The 18,297-nt window shown below is 43.8% G+C and carries 20 protein-coding genes; 14 read left to right on the top strand and 6 right to left on the bottom strand.

Going from position 1 to position 18,297, the window contains the following annotated elements; genetic code table 11:
• Positions 1-2,631, bottom strand: a complete 2,631-nt coding sequence (porW, locus tag ECHVI_RS02985) for a type IX secretion system periplasmic lipoprotein PorW/SprE (RefSeq protein ID WP_015264461.1) — start codon at positions 2,629-2,631, stop codon at positions 1-3.
• A gap of 120 nt (positions 2,632-2,751) precedes the next feature.
• Here porW and ECHVI_RS02980 point away from each other — a divergent pair, with 120 nt between their 5' ends.
• The 9 genes from ECHVI_RS02980 to atpG all read left to right on the top strand — a co-directional run bounded on the left by ECHVI_RS02980 (position 2,752) and on the right by atpG (position 9,802).
• Positions 2,752-3,630, top strand: coding sequence for a M23 family metallopeptidase (locus ECHVI_RS02980; RefSeq protein ID WP_015264460.1), 879 nt, complete (start codon positions 2,752-2,754; stop codon positions 3,628-3,630).
• 5 nt (positions 3,631-3,635) lie between these two features.
• Complete coding sequence (locus ECHVI_RS02975) at positions 3,636-4,082, top strand: bactofilin family protein (RefSeq protein WP_041738280.1); 447 nt, start codon at positions 3,636-3,638, stop codon at positions 4,080-4,082.
• Positions 4,042-4,269: an AtpZ/AtpI family protein gene (locus tag ECHVI_RS02970; RefSeq protein WP_015264458.1), complete on the top strand. Its 228-nt coding sequence runs from the start codon at positions 4,042-4,044 to the stop codon at positions 4,267-4,269. Before ECHVI_RS02975 ends, ECHVI_RS02970 begins: the two co-directional genes overlap by 41 nt.
• Positions 4,270-4,797: 528 nt before the next feature.
• A complete protein-coding gene (gene atpB / locus ECHVI_RS02960) occupies positions 4,798-5,826 on the top strand; it encodes a F0F1 ATP synthase subunit A (RefSeq protein WP_015264456.1) in 1,029 nt (342 codons plus the stop codon).
• A gap of 34 nt (positions 5,827-5,860) precedes the next feature.
• Positions 5,861-6,118 (top strand): ATP synthase F0 subunit C, encoded by a 258-nt coding sequence (gene atpE / locus ECHVI_RS02955; RefSeq protein WP_015264455.1) that lies wholly within the window; start codon positions 5,861-5,863, stop codon positions 6,116-6,118.
• Between the two features lie 79 nt (positions 6,119-6,197).
• Positions 6,198-6,692, top strand: a complete 495-nt coding sequence (locus ECHVI_RS02950) for a F0F1 ATP synthase subunit B (RefSeq protein ID WP_015264454.1) — start codon at positions 6,198-6,200, stop codon at positions 6,690-6,692.
• Between the two features lie 9 nt (positions 6,693-6,701).
• Positions 6,702-7,262, top strand: coding sequence for an ATP synthase F1 subunit delta (gene atpH / locus ECHVI_RS02945; RefSeq protein WP_015264453.1), 561 nt, complete (start codon positions 6,702-6,704; stop codon positions 7,260-7,262).
• A 36-nt stretch (positions 7,263-7,298) separates the two neighbouring features.
• Positions 7,299-8,876 (top strand): F0F1 ATP synthase subunit alpha, encoded by a 1,578-nt coding sequence (gene atpA, locus ECHVI_RS02940; RefSeq protein ID WP_015264452.1) that lies wholly within the window; start codon positions 7,299-7,301, stop codon positions 8,874-8,876.
• A 50-nt stretch (positions 8,877-8,926) separates the two neighbouring features.
• Positions 8,927-9,802 carry an ATP synthase F1 subunit gamma gene (gene atpG, locus ECHVI_RS02935; RefSeq protein ID WP_015264451.1) on the top strand — a complete coding sequence of 292 codons (876 nt, stop codon included), beginning with the start codon at positions 8,927-8,929 and terminating at the stop codon, positions 9,800-9,802.
• An 85-nt stretch (positions 9,803-9,887) separates the two neighbouring features.
• Here the strand turns inward: atpG and lipA are convergent, their stop codons facing one another.
• Together lipA and ECHVI_RS02925 are read right to left on the bottom strand one after the other, a co-directional pair.
• Entirely contained in the window at positions 9,888-10,766 is an 879-nt protein-coding gene (gene lipA, locus ECHVI_RS02930) for a lipoyl synthase (RefSeq protein WP_015264450.1), read from the bottom strand.
• Positions 10,767-10,825: 59 nt separating this feature from the next.
• Positions 10,826-11,557 (bottom strand): hypothetical protein, encoded by a 732-nt coding sequence (locus tag ECHVI_RS02925; protein ID WP_015264449.1) that lies wholly within the window; start codon positions 11,555-11,557, stop codon positions 10,826-10,828.
• Between the two features lie 68 nt (positions 11,558-11,625).
• On the opposite strand from ECHVI_RS02925, the gene ECHVI_RS02920 reads away from it, so the two are divergent.
• The 5 genes from ECHVI_RS02920 to sdaAA all read left to right on the top strand — a co-directional run bounded on the left by ECHVI_RS02920 (position 11,626) and on the right by sdaAA (position 16,200).
• The gene (locus ECHVI_RS02920; RefSeq protein ID WP_015264448.1) at positions 11,626-12,030 is read left to right on the top strand and encodes an OsmC family protein; all 405 of its coding nucleotides are present in this window, start codon (positions 11,626-11,628) and stop codon (positions 12,028-12,030) included.
• 221 nt (positions 12,031-12,251) lie between these two features.
• A complete protein-coding gene (locus ECHVI_RS02915; RefSeq protein ID WP_015264447.1) occupies positions 12,252-12,800 on the top strand; it encodes an RNA polymerase sigma factor in 549 nt (182 codons plus the stop codon).
• Positions 12,781-14,160 carry a hypothetical protein gene (locus ECHVI_RS02910; protein WP_015264446.1) on the top strand — a complete coding sequence of 460 codons (1,380 nt, stop codon included), beginning with the start codon at positions 12,781-12,783 and terminating at the stop codon, positions 14,158-14,160. The genes ECHVI_RS02915 and ECHVI_RS02910 overlap by 20 nt, the downstream gene beginning before the upstream one ends.
• 18 nt (positions 14,161-14,178) lie before the next feature.
• Positions 14,179-15,138, top strand: coding sequence for an FKBP-type peptidyl-prolyl cis-trans isomerase (locus tag ECHVI_RS02905; protein ID WP_015264445.1), 960 nt, complete (start codon positions 14,179-14,181; stop codon positions 15,136-15,138).
• A gap of 153 nt (positions 15,139-15,291) precedes the next feature.
• Positions 15,292-16,200 carry an L-serine ammonia-lyase, iron-sulfur-dependent, subunit alpha gene (gene sdaAA / locus ECHVI_RS02900; protein WP_015264444.1) on the top strand — a complete coding sequence of 303 codons (909 nt, stop codon included), beginning with the start codon at positions 15,292-15,294 and terminating at the stop codon, positions 16,198-16,200.
• On the opposite strand, the gene ECHVI_RS02895 is transcribed toward sdaAA, so the two are convergent.
• From ECHVI_RS02895 to upp, 3 genes are read right to left on the bottom strand one after another with little or no spacing between them, the layout of a single operon-like run.
• Entirely contained in the window at positions 16,189-16,647 is a 459-nt protein-coding gene (locus tag ECHVI_RS02895) for a hypothetical protein (RefSeq protein ID WP_015264443.1), read from the bottom strand. The genes sdaAA and ECHVI_RS02895 overlap by 12 nt on opposite strands.
• Before the next feature lie 5 nt (positions 16,648-16,652).
• The gene (locus tag ECHVI_RS02890) at positions 16,653-17,582 is read right to left on the bottom strand and encodes a calcium/sodium antiporter (protein ID WP_015264442.1); all 930 of its coding nucleotides are present in this window, start codon (positions 17,580-17,582) and stop codon (positions 16,653-16,655) included.
• Positions 17,583-17,588: 6 nt separating this feature from the next.
• Positions 17,589-18,236: a uracil phosphoribosyltransferase gene (gene upp, locus ECHVI_RS02885; RefSeq protein WP_015264441.1), complete on the bottom strand. Its 648-nt coding sequence runs from the start codon at positions 18,234-18,236 to the stop codon at positions 17,589-17,591.
• Between the last annotated feature and the right edge of the window lie 61 nt (positions 18,237-18,297).

Here is an 18,297-nt window from a genome sequence, read left to right as displayed (position 1 = left end):
TCAATAGGAGGACTTAAAGAAGGCCTCGTATTCAGCAATGTCTTTTCTTTTGTTTAGCTGTTGGAAGTTTTGGATTGAAATTACAAAACTACGCTTTTTTAATTCCTCAGGTAATCCTTGGTACTTAAATTCTGTTAAGAACTTCCTTCTGTAGTCCATGGCTTTTTCGGCATTGGAAAATGGGCTGACCAGCAATATCGATTGATTACGGGTAAAGGAAAGATTCCCTGTCCTTAGTCTTGAATCTTGGAAATTCTTATCGTGAAAGTTCTCTAATTCTGCACTTAAATTTTTGGTTTCGGTGATCACTTCTGGATCTATGGCCAAAATAAATATATGGGTTTGCGCTTTGTTTAACTTATATATTTGTTTTTCAACATCCAAACTATCCGAGGCAACGGCTTCCTTCGTTTTGGTTACACTTAAGGAATCACTGACGGCAGTGGTGTCGGAAGTGGTCATCTGCATTTCGGCTTTCTCCCCAGTCAATGCTTCTAGCATATTTCTTGCCATTTTTGTGAGTTCTGGGTTTTCCGAATTTTCAATATACTCTTCAAGTCGCTCCTGATAGCGCTCAGCAGCTGCCAGTTTTCCTGTCAACATGATGTCCAAGAGCATTAACTTGTCGCTTACAGAGGTTAATGGATAGTTGTCCAGCGTGGTTTGGGTGAGGCTTTTGGCCGTGTTGTAGTCTCCTGACTGGAATGCATGATAGGCCTTTTTATAGTTTGCCTCAGCCGTTTTATTGGCAGCAGTGCCTGAATTTTCACTGAGGGGATTGTTCACTGATTTTGTAAACGGAGAATCAGGGAATTCATTGTTCAGCCTGCTGACATAGTACGCGGTGCTTCCGCCCGTTTCTTTCTCGATTAAGTACAAAGTGTAATAGGCCTCGGATTTTTTCTCAGAATCAGGATGGAATTGGAGCAGGTCGGTAAGGTACTCCCTGGCCAAGTCCGGTTTATCAAGATCGAAAAACAGCACTTTGCCTAATTCAAGTCTGGCTCCTTCCATCTGGTCGTTTAGCTGCGCCAGCTTTTCCTGGTCTTTGGGGATATTGGCCAGTAGGGCTTCTTTATTCGGAAGAATACCTCGAATGCTGTCTTCTTGGCTGATTTGCTTTGTTGCGGTGGTGTCCGTTGTGGTGGGGACGGAGGAGACGGTGTTCCCAAAACTACTGGATTTACGGCGCCAATTGTCTTCCAAGGCTCGATTGCCCCAGTTCCTGAAAAATTCTATTTCCCCTTTTTGCACCGCCGTAGGGTTGTCAAAATAAAAGGTAGAAGCAGCAGTGTTGCCGCCAAAGGCCAAGAGGTTATCAAAAATTCCCGAGTTCTTTTGCTCGGTTTTGGCTTGGGCTTCGGCGATTAAGCGTTCCTCTTCGGCACGAATGTAGTTTTCGGCAACCTCTTCCTGCGCTTCTGGAGACATTTGGCTAAGCCTCAACAAACTGTCATTTTCCGTTAATAATTCATAATTGGCAGTGTACCTGTCCAATATTTCTTTTTTGGAAGACAAGGCCGAATAGCTGGCATCTGTCGGTTTGAAGTGCTGGAGCGCGCTATCCAGATAGTATTTGGAGGCCCGATAATCTTCCCTTTCATCAAAGAATATTTCTGCCAGTTTTTGGTAAATATAGCCTTTTTGTTTTTCGAGTTTCCCAGGCTCTTGGGCTGCCCGATGAAGGAGGTCGATCGCATCTTCCGTCTCGTGTTGTTTGAGTTCAAAAAGAGCTCTTTCATAAAGGACAACGTCCCTCAGGTCTGTGTTTTTACGGTCCTTATACAGGTCGTCGTAGTAGTCCCGCACCTTTTTAAGGTCTTTGCTTTTTTCGAGTTCTGCCACCTGCTGGGCGTATAACTGGCTGAAAAAGGCGAGTTCATAAGGAGGGTTGCCTTCTGAAGCATCGTTATAAAAATCATAGGCCAGTGCATCGAAGCCTGCCCGCTGGTAGAGCTGTCCCAGTATAAAATTGAGCCGGGATTTTTCGTGGTTGTCAGTGGTCAGTTCAATGCACTTTTCCAAGGCAGCAATCACCCCATCTTTTTCATGTCGTGCCTCATAATAGTATGCGAGCGTTTTGTAAAGTGTTTGTTTGTTTTCCTTTGAAATATCCGTTTCCTTGGAGAGAAAATCAATGACATAGGATGCATCGTCAAACTTTCGCTGCTCTACAAAGATCCTCAGCAATTGGATCAAGGCTTGATGGCGGACTTCATCGTCTTTGCTGTTTACATTGAGGTATTTGTAGGTGTTAATGGCGTCATCGGTGTTGGCCTCATAGTAGTCGATCAGCCCCAAGAGGAAGTAGCTGTCATCTACCCATTGGCTGATGCGGTGCCAGTCAATGGCCTTTCCGGCCAGCTCCCTGGCCTCGTTCAGTTTTTCTGCATTGGCATCCACGGCGGCACTATCGATGGGGAAGTACACCGGTAACACTTGGGTATAATCCTCTTGATAGGCGTCCTTAAAGCTTGCTTCCGCCTCCCCTATTTTCTCTTTTGCCAGGAAATAGGCGTTGAACCGGGCGGTGACATTATGGTAAAGCCGATTGGTAAAAGTGTTTCTTTCCGAAGAACACCCCAGCAAAAGGAAGAATAGAAAAATCAGAAAATTTGAGGTCTTTCTCACATCACACTGCTTAAATCGTTTTCGAGTTCCCAAATTAGTGTTTTTGAATCAATAATGTAAACGCTTACGTTTAATCTTGTAATTTTGTAATATTGGGCGATCAGGTAAACTTGACATATTTTGGGATTACAACAACGGATAAAAAACTGGATAGAAAATAAATACCTTTTCGTCATTAGGAGAGAGGAAGATTTCTCTGTCATCACTTCCTTAAGTATTAACAAAATCAAAGTGGGCCTTATTTTAGTGTTTACTTTGTTGGTTTTTTTCATGATTTCACTCATATTATCTCGGACGCTGCTGGCCAGTTGGTTTGACCCTGCTTATCAGGAATCCGAAAACATGAAGAAAATATATTCCCTGTCCCAGACCGTGGACAGTTTGTTGGTGGAAGTAGAAGCAAAAGATCGTTACTTGCATAATATTCAGCAGATAATTTCGGGAGAGGCTGCAACAGATTCTTCCAAGCAAGTCAATCCTGTGGCAGGAGGTGATGATCCAGTACGCATTCCGACGAGTGAAGACTTATACAAAAAGGGCGCCGCTACGCAAGAGATCATCGATGAATTTGAGGCGATGCCACCAGATGAAGGCAGTTTTCAGCAGCTTAACAGCAGTTCGTTTACGGAGACCTTTTTCTTCTCGCCCATAAAAGGTGTGGTATCGGCAAGGTTTGATTTGTCCAAGGACCATTTGGGGGTGGATTTGGTGTCAGCTGAAAACGAACCGGTGAAATCTGTCGCCGATGGATCAGTGATCTTGGCCAGTTGGACCTTGGAGACAGGGTATGTCATAGCAGTGCAGCACTCCAACGAGCTGATTTCTATTTACAAGCATAATTCTGTATTATTGAAATCCGTTGGAGAACCGGTGACTGGTGGCGAAGTCATATCGGTGGTAGGGAATACTGGTGAACAAACCACTGGTCAGCATCTTCACCTCGAATTATGGTATAAAGGGAATCCTCTGGACCCACAAGAATTTATAACCTTCGATTAGGAATTATGTTTAACAAGGGAGAAGAAAAAAAATCAGTAGCGGAGATGGTAAACTCCAGTAATGTCATTGCAAAAGAAACTTCTATCAAGGGTGATATCATCACGCAGGGAAATATCCGGATAGAAGGCAAAGTAGACGGAACCTTAAGTTCCAAGACGAAAATCGTTATCGGTGAGTCAGCAAAGTTGATCGGCAATATTGACACCAAAGAAGCCGAGATCGCTGGTAATGTAGAAGGAGAGGTGAGGTGTTCAGATATTCTTTTTCTCAAAAAGACCGCTGTCATTAACGGCAATATTTTCACCAAAAAGCTGGTGATCGAAAATGGTGCTGTTTTCAATGGAGCATGCAGCATGACCGATCATGCGGCAAAGCAGACTAAAAGTGAATCGAATACGGTCTCTCTAAAAAATGAAAAATCCAAATCCGAAAAAGAAGTCGCCGCAGGGTGAATATCCTGAATATGTAAAATACATAGGCCTGGCTTTTCAGATGTGTGCCATTATCGGGCTGGGAACTTGGCTGGGGTGGATCATCCAGGAAAGCAGCCAGATGAAATTCCCGGTATGGCTGCTTTTATGTTGCTTTGTGTCCATCGGTATTGCCTTTTATAGCTTGTTTGTGTCGATGAAGAAGTAGTTTTTCCCAAAACTTGCCTTCGAAAGTAACATAACAGGGCGTAGTGATCCTTTGGACAAAGATGTTTGTGCTGATTAAATGAGAATTTATACGTAATTTTGCAGCTCATTTTCATCAGAGACTTCATGAAATTTATCAAATCACATATTGGGTCATTGCTTTTGCTTACGGTTTTTGTGGTATTGTTGACGTTAATGGTACAATTCCTCAAGCCTGATTGGGTTCATTCCAGGATATGGCAGATCATCATTTTTTACTTTGGTGTAATGTTGGTAAGCGGACAGCTTATTCAATTTTTATTAAAACAATCGAAAGAAAATTCCGTTGCAATACTTATGGGCGCAACAATCATAAGGTTTTTGGCAAGCCTTATTTTTATTGCTATTTGTTTATTCACTCAAATAGACAATAAGATTTTGTTTTTTGCGGATTTTTTTATCATCTATTTGTTGTACTTGTTGTTTGATATATACAGCTTAATAGCTAACTTGCGCCCTCATTCTAAGTAGGTCTATAATAATTGAGTTGATGCTTCGTAAGATTCTGTGCTTAAGCACCTTGATGTCAGTGTTTTTACTGACGCTCTCGACTACAGCTTTTGCTTCATCTGATGCGGAAGGTGAAAGTGAAAACAAGACGGGATTCATCATGCACCACATAAAGGATTCGCATGAATGGCATTTCGCTACTTTTGGGCATACCCATGTGACCCTTCCGCTGCCGGTAATTATCTATTCCGGTGATAGAGGGTTGGAGTTTTATATGTCCAGCGATTTTCAAGATCACGAGACGCACGCTTTTGGTGTGGAGCACAACGGTTATTACATTAACGAGCACGATAAGCTTCACGCAGTAGATGAGTCCAGGTCATTTGTGGATCTTTCCATCACGAAGAACGTGGCGATGCTGATCCTTGTTTTATTGGTGATCTTTTGGGCAATACTTTCTACGGCCAAAAACTACAAACGAAATCCCCATGGAGCGCCTAAAGGTATCGCATCCATCATCGAGCCGCTGGTGTTGTTTGTGCGGGATGAGGTGGCCAAGCCAAACATTGGCCCGAAATACAGAAAATTTACACCTTATTTATTGACCATATTTTTCTTCATCTTGGTAGGTAACCTGATGGGGCTGGTTCCTGGTGCTGCTAACCTTACCGGTAATATTGCAGTGACGATGACGCTGGCCGTATTTACATGGTTTGCCACCAACCTTAACGGAAACAAAGACTACTGGAAGCACGTGGTGGCTACGCCAGGTGTGCCGCTTCCGTTACTTATTGTTATTGTGCCGGTAGAAATTATCGGTTTGTTTACTAAGCCATTTGCTTTGATGGTGCGACTATTTGTCGCCATTACGGCCGGTCACATTGTAATCCTCAGCTTTATCGGTTTGATTTTCGTATTTGAATCGTATGCTGTAGGGGTAGCCAGTACGGTAATGGTAGTGTTTATCAACTTGATTGAATTGTTGGTGGCTGCCATTCAAGCGTATGTATTTACGTTGTTCTCTGCGATGTACATTGGACAGGCAGTAGCAGAGCACGATCATCACTAGAATTTCTTTGTTCAATTTATAAATTATAACACGTATGTTAACTTCATTATTGTTGTCTGCTGGCCTAGCACTTTTGGGTGCAGGTATCGGTGCTGGTATTGTAGCGATAGGCGCAGGACTTGGTATCGGTAGAATCGGTGGTCAGGCTATGGAAGGTATCGCAAGACAACCTGAAGCAGCTGGTAAAATCCAAACTGCTATGTTGATCATTGCTGCCCTTATTGAAGTGGTATCTCTGTTTGCAGTGGTAGTATGTCTACTTATTGCGCTTAACGAGAACATCACTTTCTAAGAAGTACAAAGAATGGGGGCGGGCGCTAGGCTCGTCCCTACTTTATCATTTGAACAAAACAGTTTAAAATATTATATAGATGGATCTTATAATTCCTGGTTCTGGACTAATCATTTGGCAAATTATCGGTTTTGGGATTTTATTGATTATCCTGGGCAAATTTGCTTGGAAACCCATTCTTTCTGCACTTGACGAGCGTGAAACCGCTATCGAAGGTGCCCTAAAGGCTGCTGAGAATGCAAGAAACGAAATGGCTAACCTCAAGGCAGAAAATGAAAAGCTGCTTCAAGAGGCACGACTTGAGCGTGATCAGATTCTGAAATCAGCCAATGAGACATCAGCAAAGATGATCGAAGAGGCTAAAGCGGAAGCGTCCAAAGCGGGTGCCAAAATGATTGAAGATGCCAAAGCGGTAATTGAAACAGAGAAAAAGGCAGCATTGTCAGAGGTGAAAAACCAAGTGGGAATGCTTGCACTGGAAGTAACAGAGAAATTGTTGCGCAAGAACCTAGAGGGTGACGAAGCGCAGAAAGAATTGGTAGAGGAGTTTGTTAAGGATCTTAAGTTAAATTAATCGTAGCAAATGTCAGTTAAAAGAGTCGCTTCGAGGTATGCCAAGTCTTTAATGGAATTGGCAGATGAAAGAGGTATACTGAAGGAAGTACAGCAGGACATGCAGTCGTTGCTCGAGGTAGCAGGTTCCAATAGGGATTTTGCCTTGATGCTCAGAAGCCCTATTGTAAAGCCTGATGTGAAAGCCAAAGTGATCAAAAAGATATTTTCCGGAACAGCTCAGGAGCTGACCTTGTCTTTCTATGATATCATTTCACGCAAGCATCGGGAAGATATCATTGCTGATATTGCTAAAGCATTTCTAGAGCTTTATAACCAACGCCAAGGCATCCAAGTGGCCCAGGTGACCACTACGTTCCCGATGACTGAGGACCTCAGAAAGGTGTTTGCAGATGTCGTAAAGGATGTTTCTGGAAAACCTAAGGTGGAGTTGGTAGAAAAGGTAGATCAAAACATCATCGGTGGATTCGTCTTGAAAGTGAACGACCGCCAGCTGGACGAGTCGATGAACAGCAAGTTGAAGGCATTGAGATTACAGTTCTCGGATAATCATTACGAGAAACAGATTTAATTAAATACAGGAAAAACTATATAACTATATTCAAGAATGGCAGAAGTAAGACCTGATGAAGTTTCGGCGATCTTGAGAGAGCAGCTCTCAGGCGCTAAGACGGAAGCTGAACTGGAAGAAGTAGGCACCGTCCTACAAGTTGGTGATGGTGTGGCCCGTATCTACGGACTATCCCAAGCTCAATCTGGTGAATTGCTAGAGTTCGAAAACGGACTTAAAGCAATGGTACTTAACCTAGAAGAAGACAATGTAGGTGCGGTACTTTTCGGTGACTCCAAAGAAGTAAAAGAAGGAGACACCGTTAAAAGAACCAAGCAAATTGCGTCTATCAAAGCAGGTGAAGGTATGTTGGGCCGGGTAGTAGATACTCTTGGTCAACCAATTGACGGAAAAGGCCCTATCGAAGGAGACCTTTACGATATGCCATTGGAGCGTAAAGCACCAGGTGTAATCTATCGTCAGCCAGTAAATGAGCCACTTCAGACAGGTATCAAATCTATCGATGCGATGATTCCGATCGGTAGAGGACAGCGGGAATTGATCATTGGTGACCGTCAGACAGGTAAAACTGCCGTGGCCATCGATACCATTCTTAACCAAAAAGAATTTTATGATAAGGGAGAGCCGGTATTCTGTATCTACGTAGCGATTGGCCAGAAGGCCTCTACCGTGGCAGGTGTGGTAGCCGCTTTGGAAAAAGGTGGTGCTCTTCCGTATACCGTGGTGGTGTCTGCTGCCGCTTCAGAACCTGCTCCAATGCAGTTCTTTGCACCATTTACCGGTGCTGCCATTGGTGAGTTTTTCCGTGACACCGGTCGTCCTGCCTTGGTGGTTTATGATGACCTTTCCAAGCAGGCCGTAGCTTACCGTGAAGTATCCCTATTGTTGAGAAGACCTCCAGGACGTGAGGCATACCCAGGGGATGTATTCTATCTTCACTCAAGATTGTTGGAAAGAGCCGCTAAGATCAACTCTTCTGACACCATTGCCAAGGAAATGAATGATCTTCCTGAATCCCTTAAGCCCTTGGTGAAAGGCGGTGGATCCTTGACAGCACTTCCGATTATCGAAACCCAAGCAGGTGACGTATCTGCCTATATTCCTACAAATGTGATCTCCATTACGGATGGTCAGATTTTCTTGGAAACCAACCTCTTTAACTCGGGTATTCGTCCGGCGATTAACGTGGGTATTTCCGTATCAAGGGTAGGAGGTAGTGCCCAGATCAAATCCATGAAAAAGGTTTCCGGTACCTTGAAGCTTGATCAAGCACAGTTCCGTGAACTAGAAGCTTTTGCCAAGTTTGGTTCTGACCTTGATGCGACGACAAAGCGGACCATCGAGAGGGGTAGAAGAAACCAAGAAATCCTTAAGCAAGCACAATATTCTCCTGTAAAGGTAGAATTGCAAGCGGCGATTATCTATGCTTCTACCAAAGGGTTGATGGACAGCGTGCCCGTAGAAAGAGCAAGGGAATTTGAGAAAGAATTCTATACATTGCTTACCTCCCAATACCAAGAGGCCATCACTGCCTTGGCCAAGGGAGATTTGGATACAGCTGGTAAATTACTTGAAAAAGCAGCTAAAGAACTTACACCTAAGTACGCAAAATAATTAATTGCTCCGCCTCCTAATGGCGGAGCCCTTATTCTCTATTTGAAAATATGGCTAACTTAAAGGAAGTAAAAGAAAGGATCAATTCCGTAGTTTCTACACAGCAAATTACCAAGGCCATGAAAATGGTGGCTGCTGCGAAACTTAGGAGAGCTCAGGATAAGATCATCCAAATGCGTCCTTATTCTCAGAAATTAACTGCCATTCTTAACAACGTTTCTGCAGGAATTGAAGGAGGCAGCGATTTGGTATATGCTGAAAAGAGAGAGGTCAATAGCGTATTGATCGTTCCCGTTACTTCAGATAAGGGACTTTGTGGTGCCTTCAATACCAATATCATCAAGGCAGCATCTGCGGCCATCAGTACGGAGTATGCTGGAAAAGACATCACCGTACTTCCTTTGGGCAAAAAGGCATACGATATTTTCAAAAAGAGGGAAGTGAAATTGGTAGACGATTACTATCAAGTGTTTACCGATCTTTCTTTTGACAAAGTAAGAGAGGTGGCAGAATATGCCATGGACGAATTTGAAAAAGGCACTTATGATAAAGTCATTTTGGTGTACAATGAATTCAAAAACGTCGCTACCCAGGTGGTTAGGAACGAGCAGTTCTTGCCGATGGAGCAGGAAGAAACCGAAGCACCTTCTTCTGCTACTAATGTGGATTATATCATGGAGCCTTCCCGAGAGTACATCATGCAGGAATTGGTGCCTACTTCCCTGAAAATCCAGTTTTATAAAGCTGTATTGGAAAGTAACGCGTCTGAGCACGGTGCACGAATGACGGCCATGGATAAAGCCACTGAAAATGCAGGGGAATTGCTGAAGGATCTACGTTTGATGTACAATAGAACTCGTCAAGCTGCCATTACTAATGAAATTCTTGAAATTGTGGCCGGTGCAGAAGCACTTGGAGGCGAATAAGAAGTGATAAAAAGTAAAGCATAAAAAAACTCTTCGCTGAAAAGTGAAGAGTTTTTTATGTCTAAATATTAAGGAAATCGATGCGTTATACGTTTACATGACGTTCGGCATGATAGGAAGACCTTACCAAAGGTCCTGACTCGACATACTTAAGGCCTCTTTTTAATCCTTCTTCACGGTAATGGTCAAAAAGGTCAGGATGGATGAATTCAGCCACCTCGATGTGCATTTTTGTTGGTTGGAGGTATTGTCCAAGCGTCAGGATATCACAGCCATGCTCGACCAGGTCATCCATGGCCTTGTAGACTTGCTCTTTGGTTTCACCAAGACCCAGCATGATGCCTGTTTTGGTTCTTTTACCATATTCTTTTGTAAGCTTGATCTGCTCCAGTGATCGCCAGTATTTGGCTTGGGGGCGAACCCTTCTGTAAAGGCTTTCGACGGTTTCCATATTATGGGAAACCACTTCCTGACCGCCATCAATCATACGGTACAGCGCGTCCCAATTGGATTTTACGTCTGGAATAAGCGTTTCAATGGTCGTTTCTGGTGATAGCTTTTTGGTCTCGATGACCGTTTGGTACCAAATTTCTGCACCCCTATCTTTGAGCTCATCACGGTTGACAGAAGTAAGTACGGCGTGTTTTACCCCCATTAACTTAATGGCCTCTGCTACTCTTCGAGGCTCATCGGTATCGTATTCTGGAGGTCTTCCGGTGGCTACGGCACAGAATGAGCAGGAACGTGTACATACATTGCCTAGGATCATGAAAGTTGCTGTGCCGGCACCCCAGCATTCGCCCATGTTGGGACAGTTGCCGCTTTCACAAATGGTGTGGAGTTTATGTTCGTCGACTAATTTCCTGACTTTGGCATATTCTTTTCCAACGGGGAGCTTTACTCTTAACCAGTCGGGCTTTTTCCGCTTTTTGGATTCTTCGGATATTACGGGTAGTTCTATCATCTCACTATCTTAACTTATCGCAAAATTAAGGTTTTGTTACAGCAAAACCAATTAATGGTTTATTTCCTGAAGCCGTAGAACAGGGTAAAGTAAACCGACTGAAATAGTTGCCGGTTATCTGTTGTAGGCATCAAGGGAATCTCTTTAGTAAAACCTTCCAATTCATATCCTAGTTCCAATCCTGTAACATTAGATTTGAATACCCCAAATTCAAAGGACAAGGCCGCTTTTACATTTGCTCCAATGGCCAGCTGAGAATCTCCCAATCCTTCAAATAGGTGGCCAGGACCTAATATATAGGCGAGTGATTGGTGAACTTCCGGGTCATATTGCACCCGGGTGCTTTCTGAATTGGAAGTTGCATATTCAATATAATAAGGAGCTATGATGCCTAAAGAAGGACCTATGGCTGAAAGTACGGAAACTTGCACGCCTTTCTGGGGTGCTTTTTTGAAAAGAATGAGCTCTCGTCCATATTGCGGTCTGATGCTATAAAGGTAATTTGATTTACCATAAATAAAGCTATTGCCCAGGATGGTGCTATAGCGTGCTTCTTTTGGGTTTTTGACATTGGCCATTTCCAGGGAAAAGAACTGAAAAGTGTTTTCGGTGATCCGAGAGCCTATTTTTAGGTATAATCCTCCGATCAGTCCCCCGTTTGTGTTTTTGTTTACACCGAAGAGGACTTCTTTGTCGTATTCATAATCTCCGGCTTCTCTGCCCTGTGCCATTAAAAAGTGCGGAGCAGTCAGTAACAGTAGGAGGATGAGATATTTTGTTCCTTTTGTCATATGTTCTAAGGAATTATACGCTAATTTTGTTTTATATGTTAGATAACTTCAAATAAAAATAAAGGTTTATGCCTACTATTAAAAGCACCTACCTCGAAAATCTAAGAACCAGCTCCCAGCATTTGCAATCAGGCAAGGAGATCATTACCGATGCCCCGGTGGATAACAAGGGTAAAGGAGAAGCTTTTTCTCCTACTGACTTGGTAGCATCAGCATTGGGAAGCTGCATGGTGACCATTATGGGGATCGTAGCGCACCGTGAGGGGCACGAGCTTACAGGCCTGAACTGGGAAGTGACCAAGGTAATGGACAGTAATCCTAGAAAAATCAAGGAGATCATCATTGATTTTAACTGGGAACATCCATTGGAGGATCCGAAACTACTTCAAAAGTTGAAAAATGCTGCCAGGACCTGCCCTGTGGCCTTGAGCCTTTCCGATGAGGTGGTGCAGTCCGTAACGTTTAATTTTTAGTCAATCCTTTGGGATAAATAGGAACGTCCAATTTGAGGTGAGGAGGATAGGGAATTGCCTATGCTCCATCTTATTGGACGGGCCATTGCCCTCATTTATTCAGGTTTGACGAATAATGCACTTCTTTTAGGGAAGAAAATTAATTTTTTTTAAAGGCATGTGTAGCATTTTTTACCTAGCTGTCGTCTTGTAAATGAACATAGCACATAAAACCCAGTCGATTGGACCAATACCTCATTCAAGAAGCCAAAGATGGTAAGCCCAAAGCCCTGGAAATGCTCTATAAGCATTTTTACGGGTATGCTATGAGCGTTTCGCTGAGGTACTCCAATAGTCGCGAGGAGGCATGTGAAATCGTGAACGATAGCTTTATGAAGGCGTTTGACCGGATACATCAATATTCGGAAAACAGCTCTTTCAAAGCATGGTTCAGAAGGATCGTGATCAATACATCCATTGATTATTACCGGAAACATGTAAAGCACTATGCGGTAATGGAAATTGAAAAGGCATCTGCAAAAACGTATGATGCTTCCATTATCGATGAACTATCCAAAGCCGATATCCTGGATGCCCTGCGGGATTTGCCCGAGGTGATGCGTATCATCTTTAATATGTACGAAATTGAGGGATATAATCACAATGAGATTGGAGAGTCTTTGGATATTCCTGCCAGTACGAGCAGGACATATTTGGCCCGGGCCAAGCAACGATTAAGAGAAAAAATAACAGAGTTAAACCGAATAAAAGATGAAGGAGCAGTTCGATAAGCGGCTTGTGGAGAAGATCAAGAACTCCTTCGATCACCATGAAGAGGACTTTGATCAAGTAGAATGGGAGAAGTTTTCCCATGTCTATTTTAACAAACCAGCAAAGCGCAAAAAGTTGGTTTTGTGGCCATTCTTTTTGTCTGCTGTTGCTGCATCTTTGACCTTGCTGTTTGTGTTTTATCCCTATGAAAAGGAGATTGAGAAAGGGGTGACAGACCTAAAAGGAAGCATCGCAGAGAAAAGCAAAAAGCTGGATGAAATCCTGAAATCAGTCGAGGATTCTACCAATGAGCAAGGTAAGCTCAAGGAACCAACGATTGCTTCTGTACCCCAAACATCAGTGGACAGTCTTAAAGTGGAAACAACGGCCAAGTCAACTGTTCAGCGGGAAACTTCCGAACCGATTGCTATGCTAGGAGGAAGGGATTTCAAACCAGGAGATCCACACCTTCCACTTCCAGCCGGTTTTGCTAGCGGAGGAGGGGCGACAGAGGCTGTGTCTTCCCAAAAGAAGGCATTTAATTCACTCGCCAATACCGACCAAGCTGATCAGTCCAGTACCCCTTCTATGGATGAACAAGTAGCACAGCAGTTGGTAGATGAATGGAAGGAAGGCGATAATAGCGGGGAAGAACCGAAAAACACCCATACGATTATCCAGAACGATAAAGGTCTTGAAAGCCTTTTTAGGCTGGGGATTCAGGCGGGGCCTCAGGCGGCTTCAAATGCCATTTCAGGCATGCAGCTAGGAGCTGGCGTGGTTTCAGAATTTTCCATCAGTGACCGGATCAAGTTGGATGTAGGGGTAAACTATGCTCACCAGCAATTGGAGCCGGAGACGTTGAATAAACTCCCAGAATCCATGCAAATGCGTGCGGTGAGCAGTGCCCCTTCCAGTGATTATTCAAATGCCGTCACGAACGATTATTTAGGCTCAGATTATAGCATGAGTTATTATGGCCTGGATATTCCTATTAACCTTAAGTATAAGGTGATGGACAATGAAAGAGCCAATGTGTTTCTGATCACTGGGTTGTCAAGTATGGTGTATTTTGACCAGAAAGGAGTGGAAACCTTTTCTGTGGCATCCAAGTTTACCGAGGATTTTACAGGAGCATTGCAATTTAGTGAATCCATTCAGGAATACTCGCAGGAATATACCCCCGGTAGCGAGCAGTCAAATGTGGACCTTGGGAAAATGTTAAACCTGTCTTTTGGTTATGAATATAATCTTAACAATGGTACGTTCCTTTCCATAGAACCCTATTATAAACTCCCGCTTGGAAACATGACTTTTACCAATCAACAGTTTTCCATTGGAGGAGTGAATTTGAGGATGAATTTTCAGTTCAAAAAATAAAATTAAACTAACCAACACATGAAGAGAGTTTTCACAACCGCCATAGCGGTTTCTTTAGGAGTCTTGATGACTTCTTGCCTGCAGGACAAGGAATCAGCATATGAAAAGCAAGTCAAAAAGGAGGACCAAGAATTAGCCAATTACATTAGCCAAAATGGTATCGATGCGGAGAAGACCACTGCAGGATATTATTATGACTTGATTGAGGATGTCGAAGATGGGCAGAAGTTCAATGACGAGGACATCATCGGGATCTATTATGAGATGGAAACCCTTGAAGGGGCTTTTGTCGGTTCACATACGGAAGAGGATGGGGCACCGATCATGTTTAAGTATGATGTGGGAGGACAAACGCTGGCTCCTATTGCCATGAATTTGGCCGTGTCCATGGCTGAGGTTGGAGAGACGATGGAGCTTTATGTGCCTTCGTATTTGGCTTATTCGGATTACAATTATGGGCAATTGATCCCGAAATATTCCCATATGAAGATCAGGGTGCACTTTGAGAAAATATTTGCGCCCCAAGAAGTGGCTGTCCTGGAGGATGAGATGATTCAGCAATACCTGACGCAGGAGAATTTGGAGGGTTTTGAGAACGTGGAAGATGGCGTGTATGTGCGTGTGACAGATCCTGGAGACGAAACCTCCGATGCCAGTAAAAATGGCAATACCCTGAGGTTTTCGTTTGAGATGTTTGCCTTGGGTGAAGACGAGGCTTTTTCAAAGGTTACTGATAATACCGTCACCACAAAGCTTGGAGACGATGATAACTACGACTTCCTAAACATTGGGTTCAAGGACCTGCACGAAGAAGCAAAGGTCGAAATCATTTCACCGTCGGCAGCAGCATTTGGAAATACTGCCCAGGTGCTTCCTGATGCCATCAGAGAGGATTATTATGAAAAAGGTTACCTGAGTGTTATTGTAAGGCCATTTACACCGATATTGTTTAAGGCTGAGATAGAGAGCATTGATTAAAAGACTGTTTTAGCCGATATGACATTGGAGCCTCCTGCTGGATAAAGCAGGAGGCTTTTTTGTGGATGTGCAGTGAGCAAAGATTTAACCATTGGAATTTGTTTTGTAGGGAGCAATGTGGAAATTTGAATGTAGAATATAAACCCTAAGAAGATGAGTTATCTGTTTGAGACTTTCCAAGGATGGAAGGAGTACTGTGAAGCAAAAAATGTCCCGCTCTATGCCCCTGTGATGGAGTACGAAAAGGATCAGCGAGGCAAGTCAGAGGAACAAATATGGGAAGGCTTGCGAAGTGCCTATAAGGTAATGAAGGATGCGGTGGAAACAGGCCTTAAAGAAGAAATGGTTTCCCGGTCCGGTATGATCAACAATGGCGCCAAGAAGGTCTATCATCATCCCCTTTCTGTGCTGTCCCCTGAGTTCCAGCGACTGATTTCCAGGGCGCTCGCAGCCAAGGAGGTGAACAGTTGTATGGGACGGGTGGTAGCTGCTCCCACAGCAGGTGCATCAGGAATATTGCCTGGCACATTGTATACGTTACAGGAGATTCATGGATTATCGGACGATAAGGTCCTGGAGGGGCTTTTGATTGGGGCTGGCGTGGCGTTGATCATTGAGCAAAACGCAAGCTTGGCAGGAGCAGTAGGAGGCTGTCAAGCGGAAACTGGGTCTGCTGCGGCGATGGCCTCAGGAGCGATGGTGTACTGCCTGGGTGGAAATACGGATCAGGTCTTCAATGCCGTAGCCATTACCATCCAATGTATGTTAGGCTTGGTCTGTGATCCTGTAGCGGGGCTGGTGGAGATACCTTGCGTGGTAAGGAATGCCAGTGCTGCGGCCATAGCGAACAGTTCTGCCCAAATTGCCCTTGCCGATGTTAGCGGAGTCATCCCCGTGGATGAATGCGTAGAAGCAATGGGAGAGATAGGGGCCAGCATGGAAAATAAGTACAAAGAGACTGCTTTGGGCGGACTGGCGGCGACACTCACAGGAAAAGGAATTGCCAAGAAGGTCCTCATTCAGGATATTGAAATCCTTCCTGATGAAGAATCAACCGATTAGTTGTTTCAAAAAGGGGATTTTCATGAGCTGATTAATGGACATCCCCAAAATAAAGGACCAGCAGATAGCGGATAAGAGCATGTAGGAAAAGATCTTTCTTCTCCTTACCCCAAAAGACGTCAATAGAATGGTGCCTCCAATGGGTGTCAGCACCAACGGGGTGATGGCAGCCACGCCTGCTGCTCCAAATTTTTGCCACACTTGGATGATTTTTCGTGTTTTGGGGGTGAATTTCTTTCTGTTTTTACGGATTTTAATAGTCCAATTGGTCTTGATCCATTCTCCTAGAAAAGTAAACACTACCACACTGGTCATCATGCCCGATACCGTGACCAATATGATTTCGAAAATGCTATAATTAGCGGCATTGCCCAGTAAAGGGCCTCCGATAAATTTGAAAAGGCAAACGGCATAGATGGCCAGAAATTGGAGAATATATTCAAGCATTTGGCTCACAGGAGGAATATTAAGTATAATCCGTAAACGACAAGTAGGATACCGCCTTCTAAACGGCTGATTTTATAGCCCGACCGCATAATGGGAAACAGTAATACGGTAAAACCAATCATCCACAGAAAGTCAGTCGATAGAAACAGGTCACTTACTTCAATCGGCTTTATAATAGCAGTAACACCAATTATGGAAAGAATGTTCTGCATGTTGCTGCCTAAAATATTGCCTAAGGCGATATCGGTTTCTTTTTTTCGAGCAGCGATCACCGAGGTGGCCAGTTCGGGCAAGCTGGTGCCAATGGCAATGATGGTAACGCCAATGATGCGCTCGCTGATACCGAACTCCTGAGCCAATGTGACCGCATTATTGACCAGCATTTCCGCTCCAAAATACAGCCCCAAAATGCCCACAAGTATATAGCCTATGGATTTCAAAAGGGGCTCGTTTTTGGCTTTTTCCGCTTCAGTTGTAGAAAATTCCTCGGGAACGTGATCAGATTTTTTGAAATAGTACCAGTTGATGATGATCAGTAAGGCAAAAAGCATGATCCCGTCCCAAATGGAAATCCAATTGTTCAGGGCCAGCAGGTAGAACAAAACAGTGGCAAATAAGGTGAAGGAATAATCAAATTTAAGAATTTGAAAATTGAGCCTTATGGGGTAGATCAATGCAGAAATCCCCAACACCAAGGATATATTGGAAATGTTAGATCCTACGACGTTTCCTATGGCAATATCACTGGTGCCTTTCAAGGCGGCAGTGACGCTGACCAGTAATTCGGGAGCAGAAGTGCCGAAAGCTACTATGGTCATCCCGATCATTCCGGGACTCATGCCGAGTTTGGCGGCGATCGCCGAAGCACCATCCACCAAAGCTTTTCCGCCAGCTAACAGGATAAGAAAGCCAATGACAATTAATACGTAAATCAAGATTTGCTAAAGTTTTGGTCCAAAAGATAGATCGCCCGCGTCTCCAAGTCCAGGGACGATGTAAGCCTTTTCGTTAAGTTTTTCATCCACGGCACCTAGCCATAATTGATAAGGGAAGCCGAGGTGGGTCTTAAGGTATTCCAATCCTTCCGGAGCAGCAATGGCCGCCAAAATGTGGATGTTTTTTGGAGTCCCATTTTTTAAAAGTTGTTGGACACTGGTGACCAATGATTTTCCCGTGGCCAACATGGGATCTACCAAGATGATTTCCTTTCCTTCGATCGCTGGAGCTGCCAAGTAGCTGAAGTCGATTTCCACTTCACTTCCAGGTATTTCTTCTTTTCTAAAGGCTCCTATAAAACCACTATCTGCTTGGTCGAAATAGTTTAGGACACCGTTGTAAAATGGAATGGCAGCCCTGAGGATGGCGATGATCACAGGGGAGGATTTAAGCCTATTCGAAGGGGTGTTAGCTAAGGGAGTGGTGATCGTGTGGGGGCTATACTCCAATGATTTGGAGAGTTCGTACGCTAAAATCTCACCTAGTCTTTCCATATTTCTACGGAATTTTAGGCGGTCACTTTGTTGGGAGATATCCCTAAGGCCTTCCAGGTAATGGTTGGCAATGGAGTTTTGGTTGGTGAGTACAAACATATGCCTCAAAAATAAACAAAAAAAAACCGACCTGAAAAGGCCGGTTTTAAATATTGCTTTA

The organism is Echinicola vietnamensis DSM 17526, from assembly GCF_000325705.1.
GTDB lineage: Bacteria > Bacteroidota > Bacteroidia > Cytophagales > Cyclobacteriaceae > Echinicola > Echinicola vietnamensis.
This window is presented reverse-complemented; position numbering and strand designations above follow the sequence as displayed.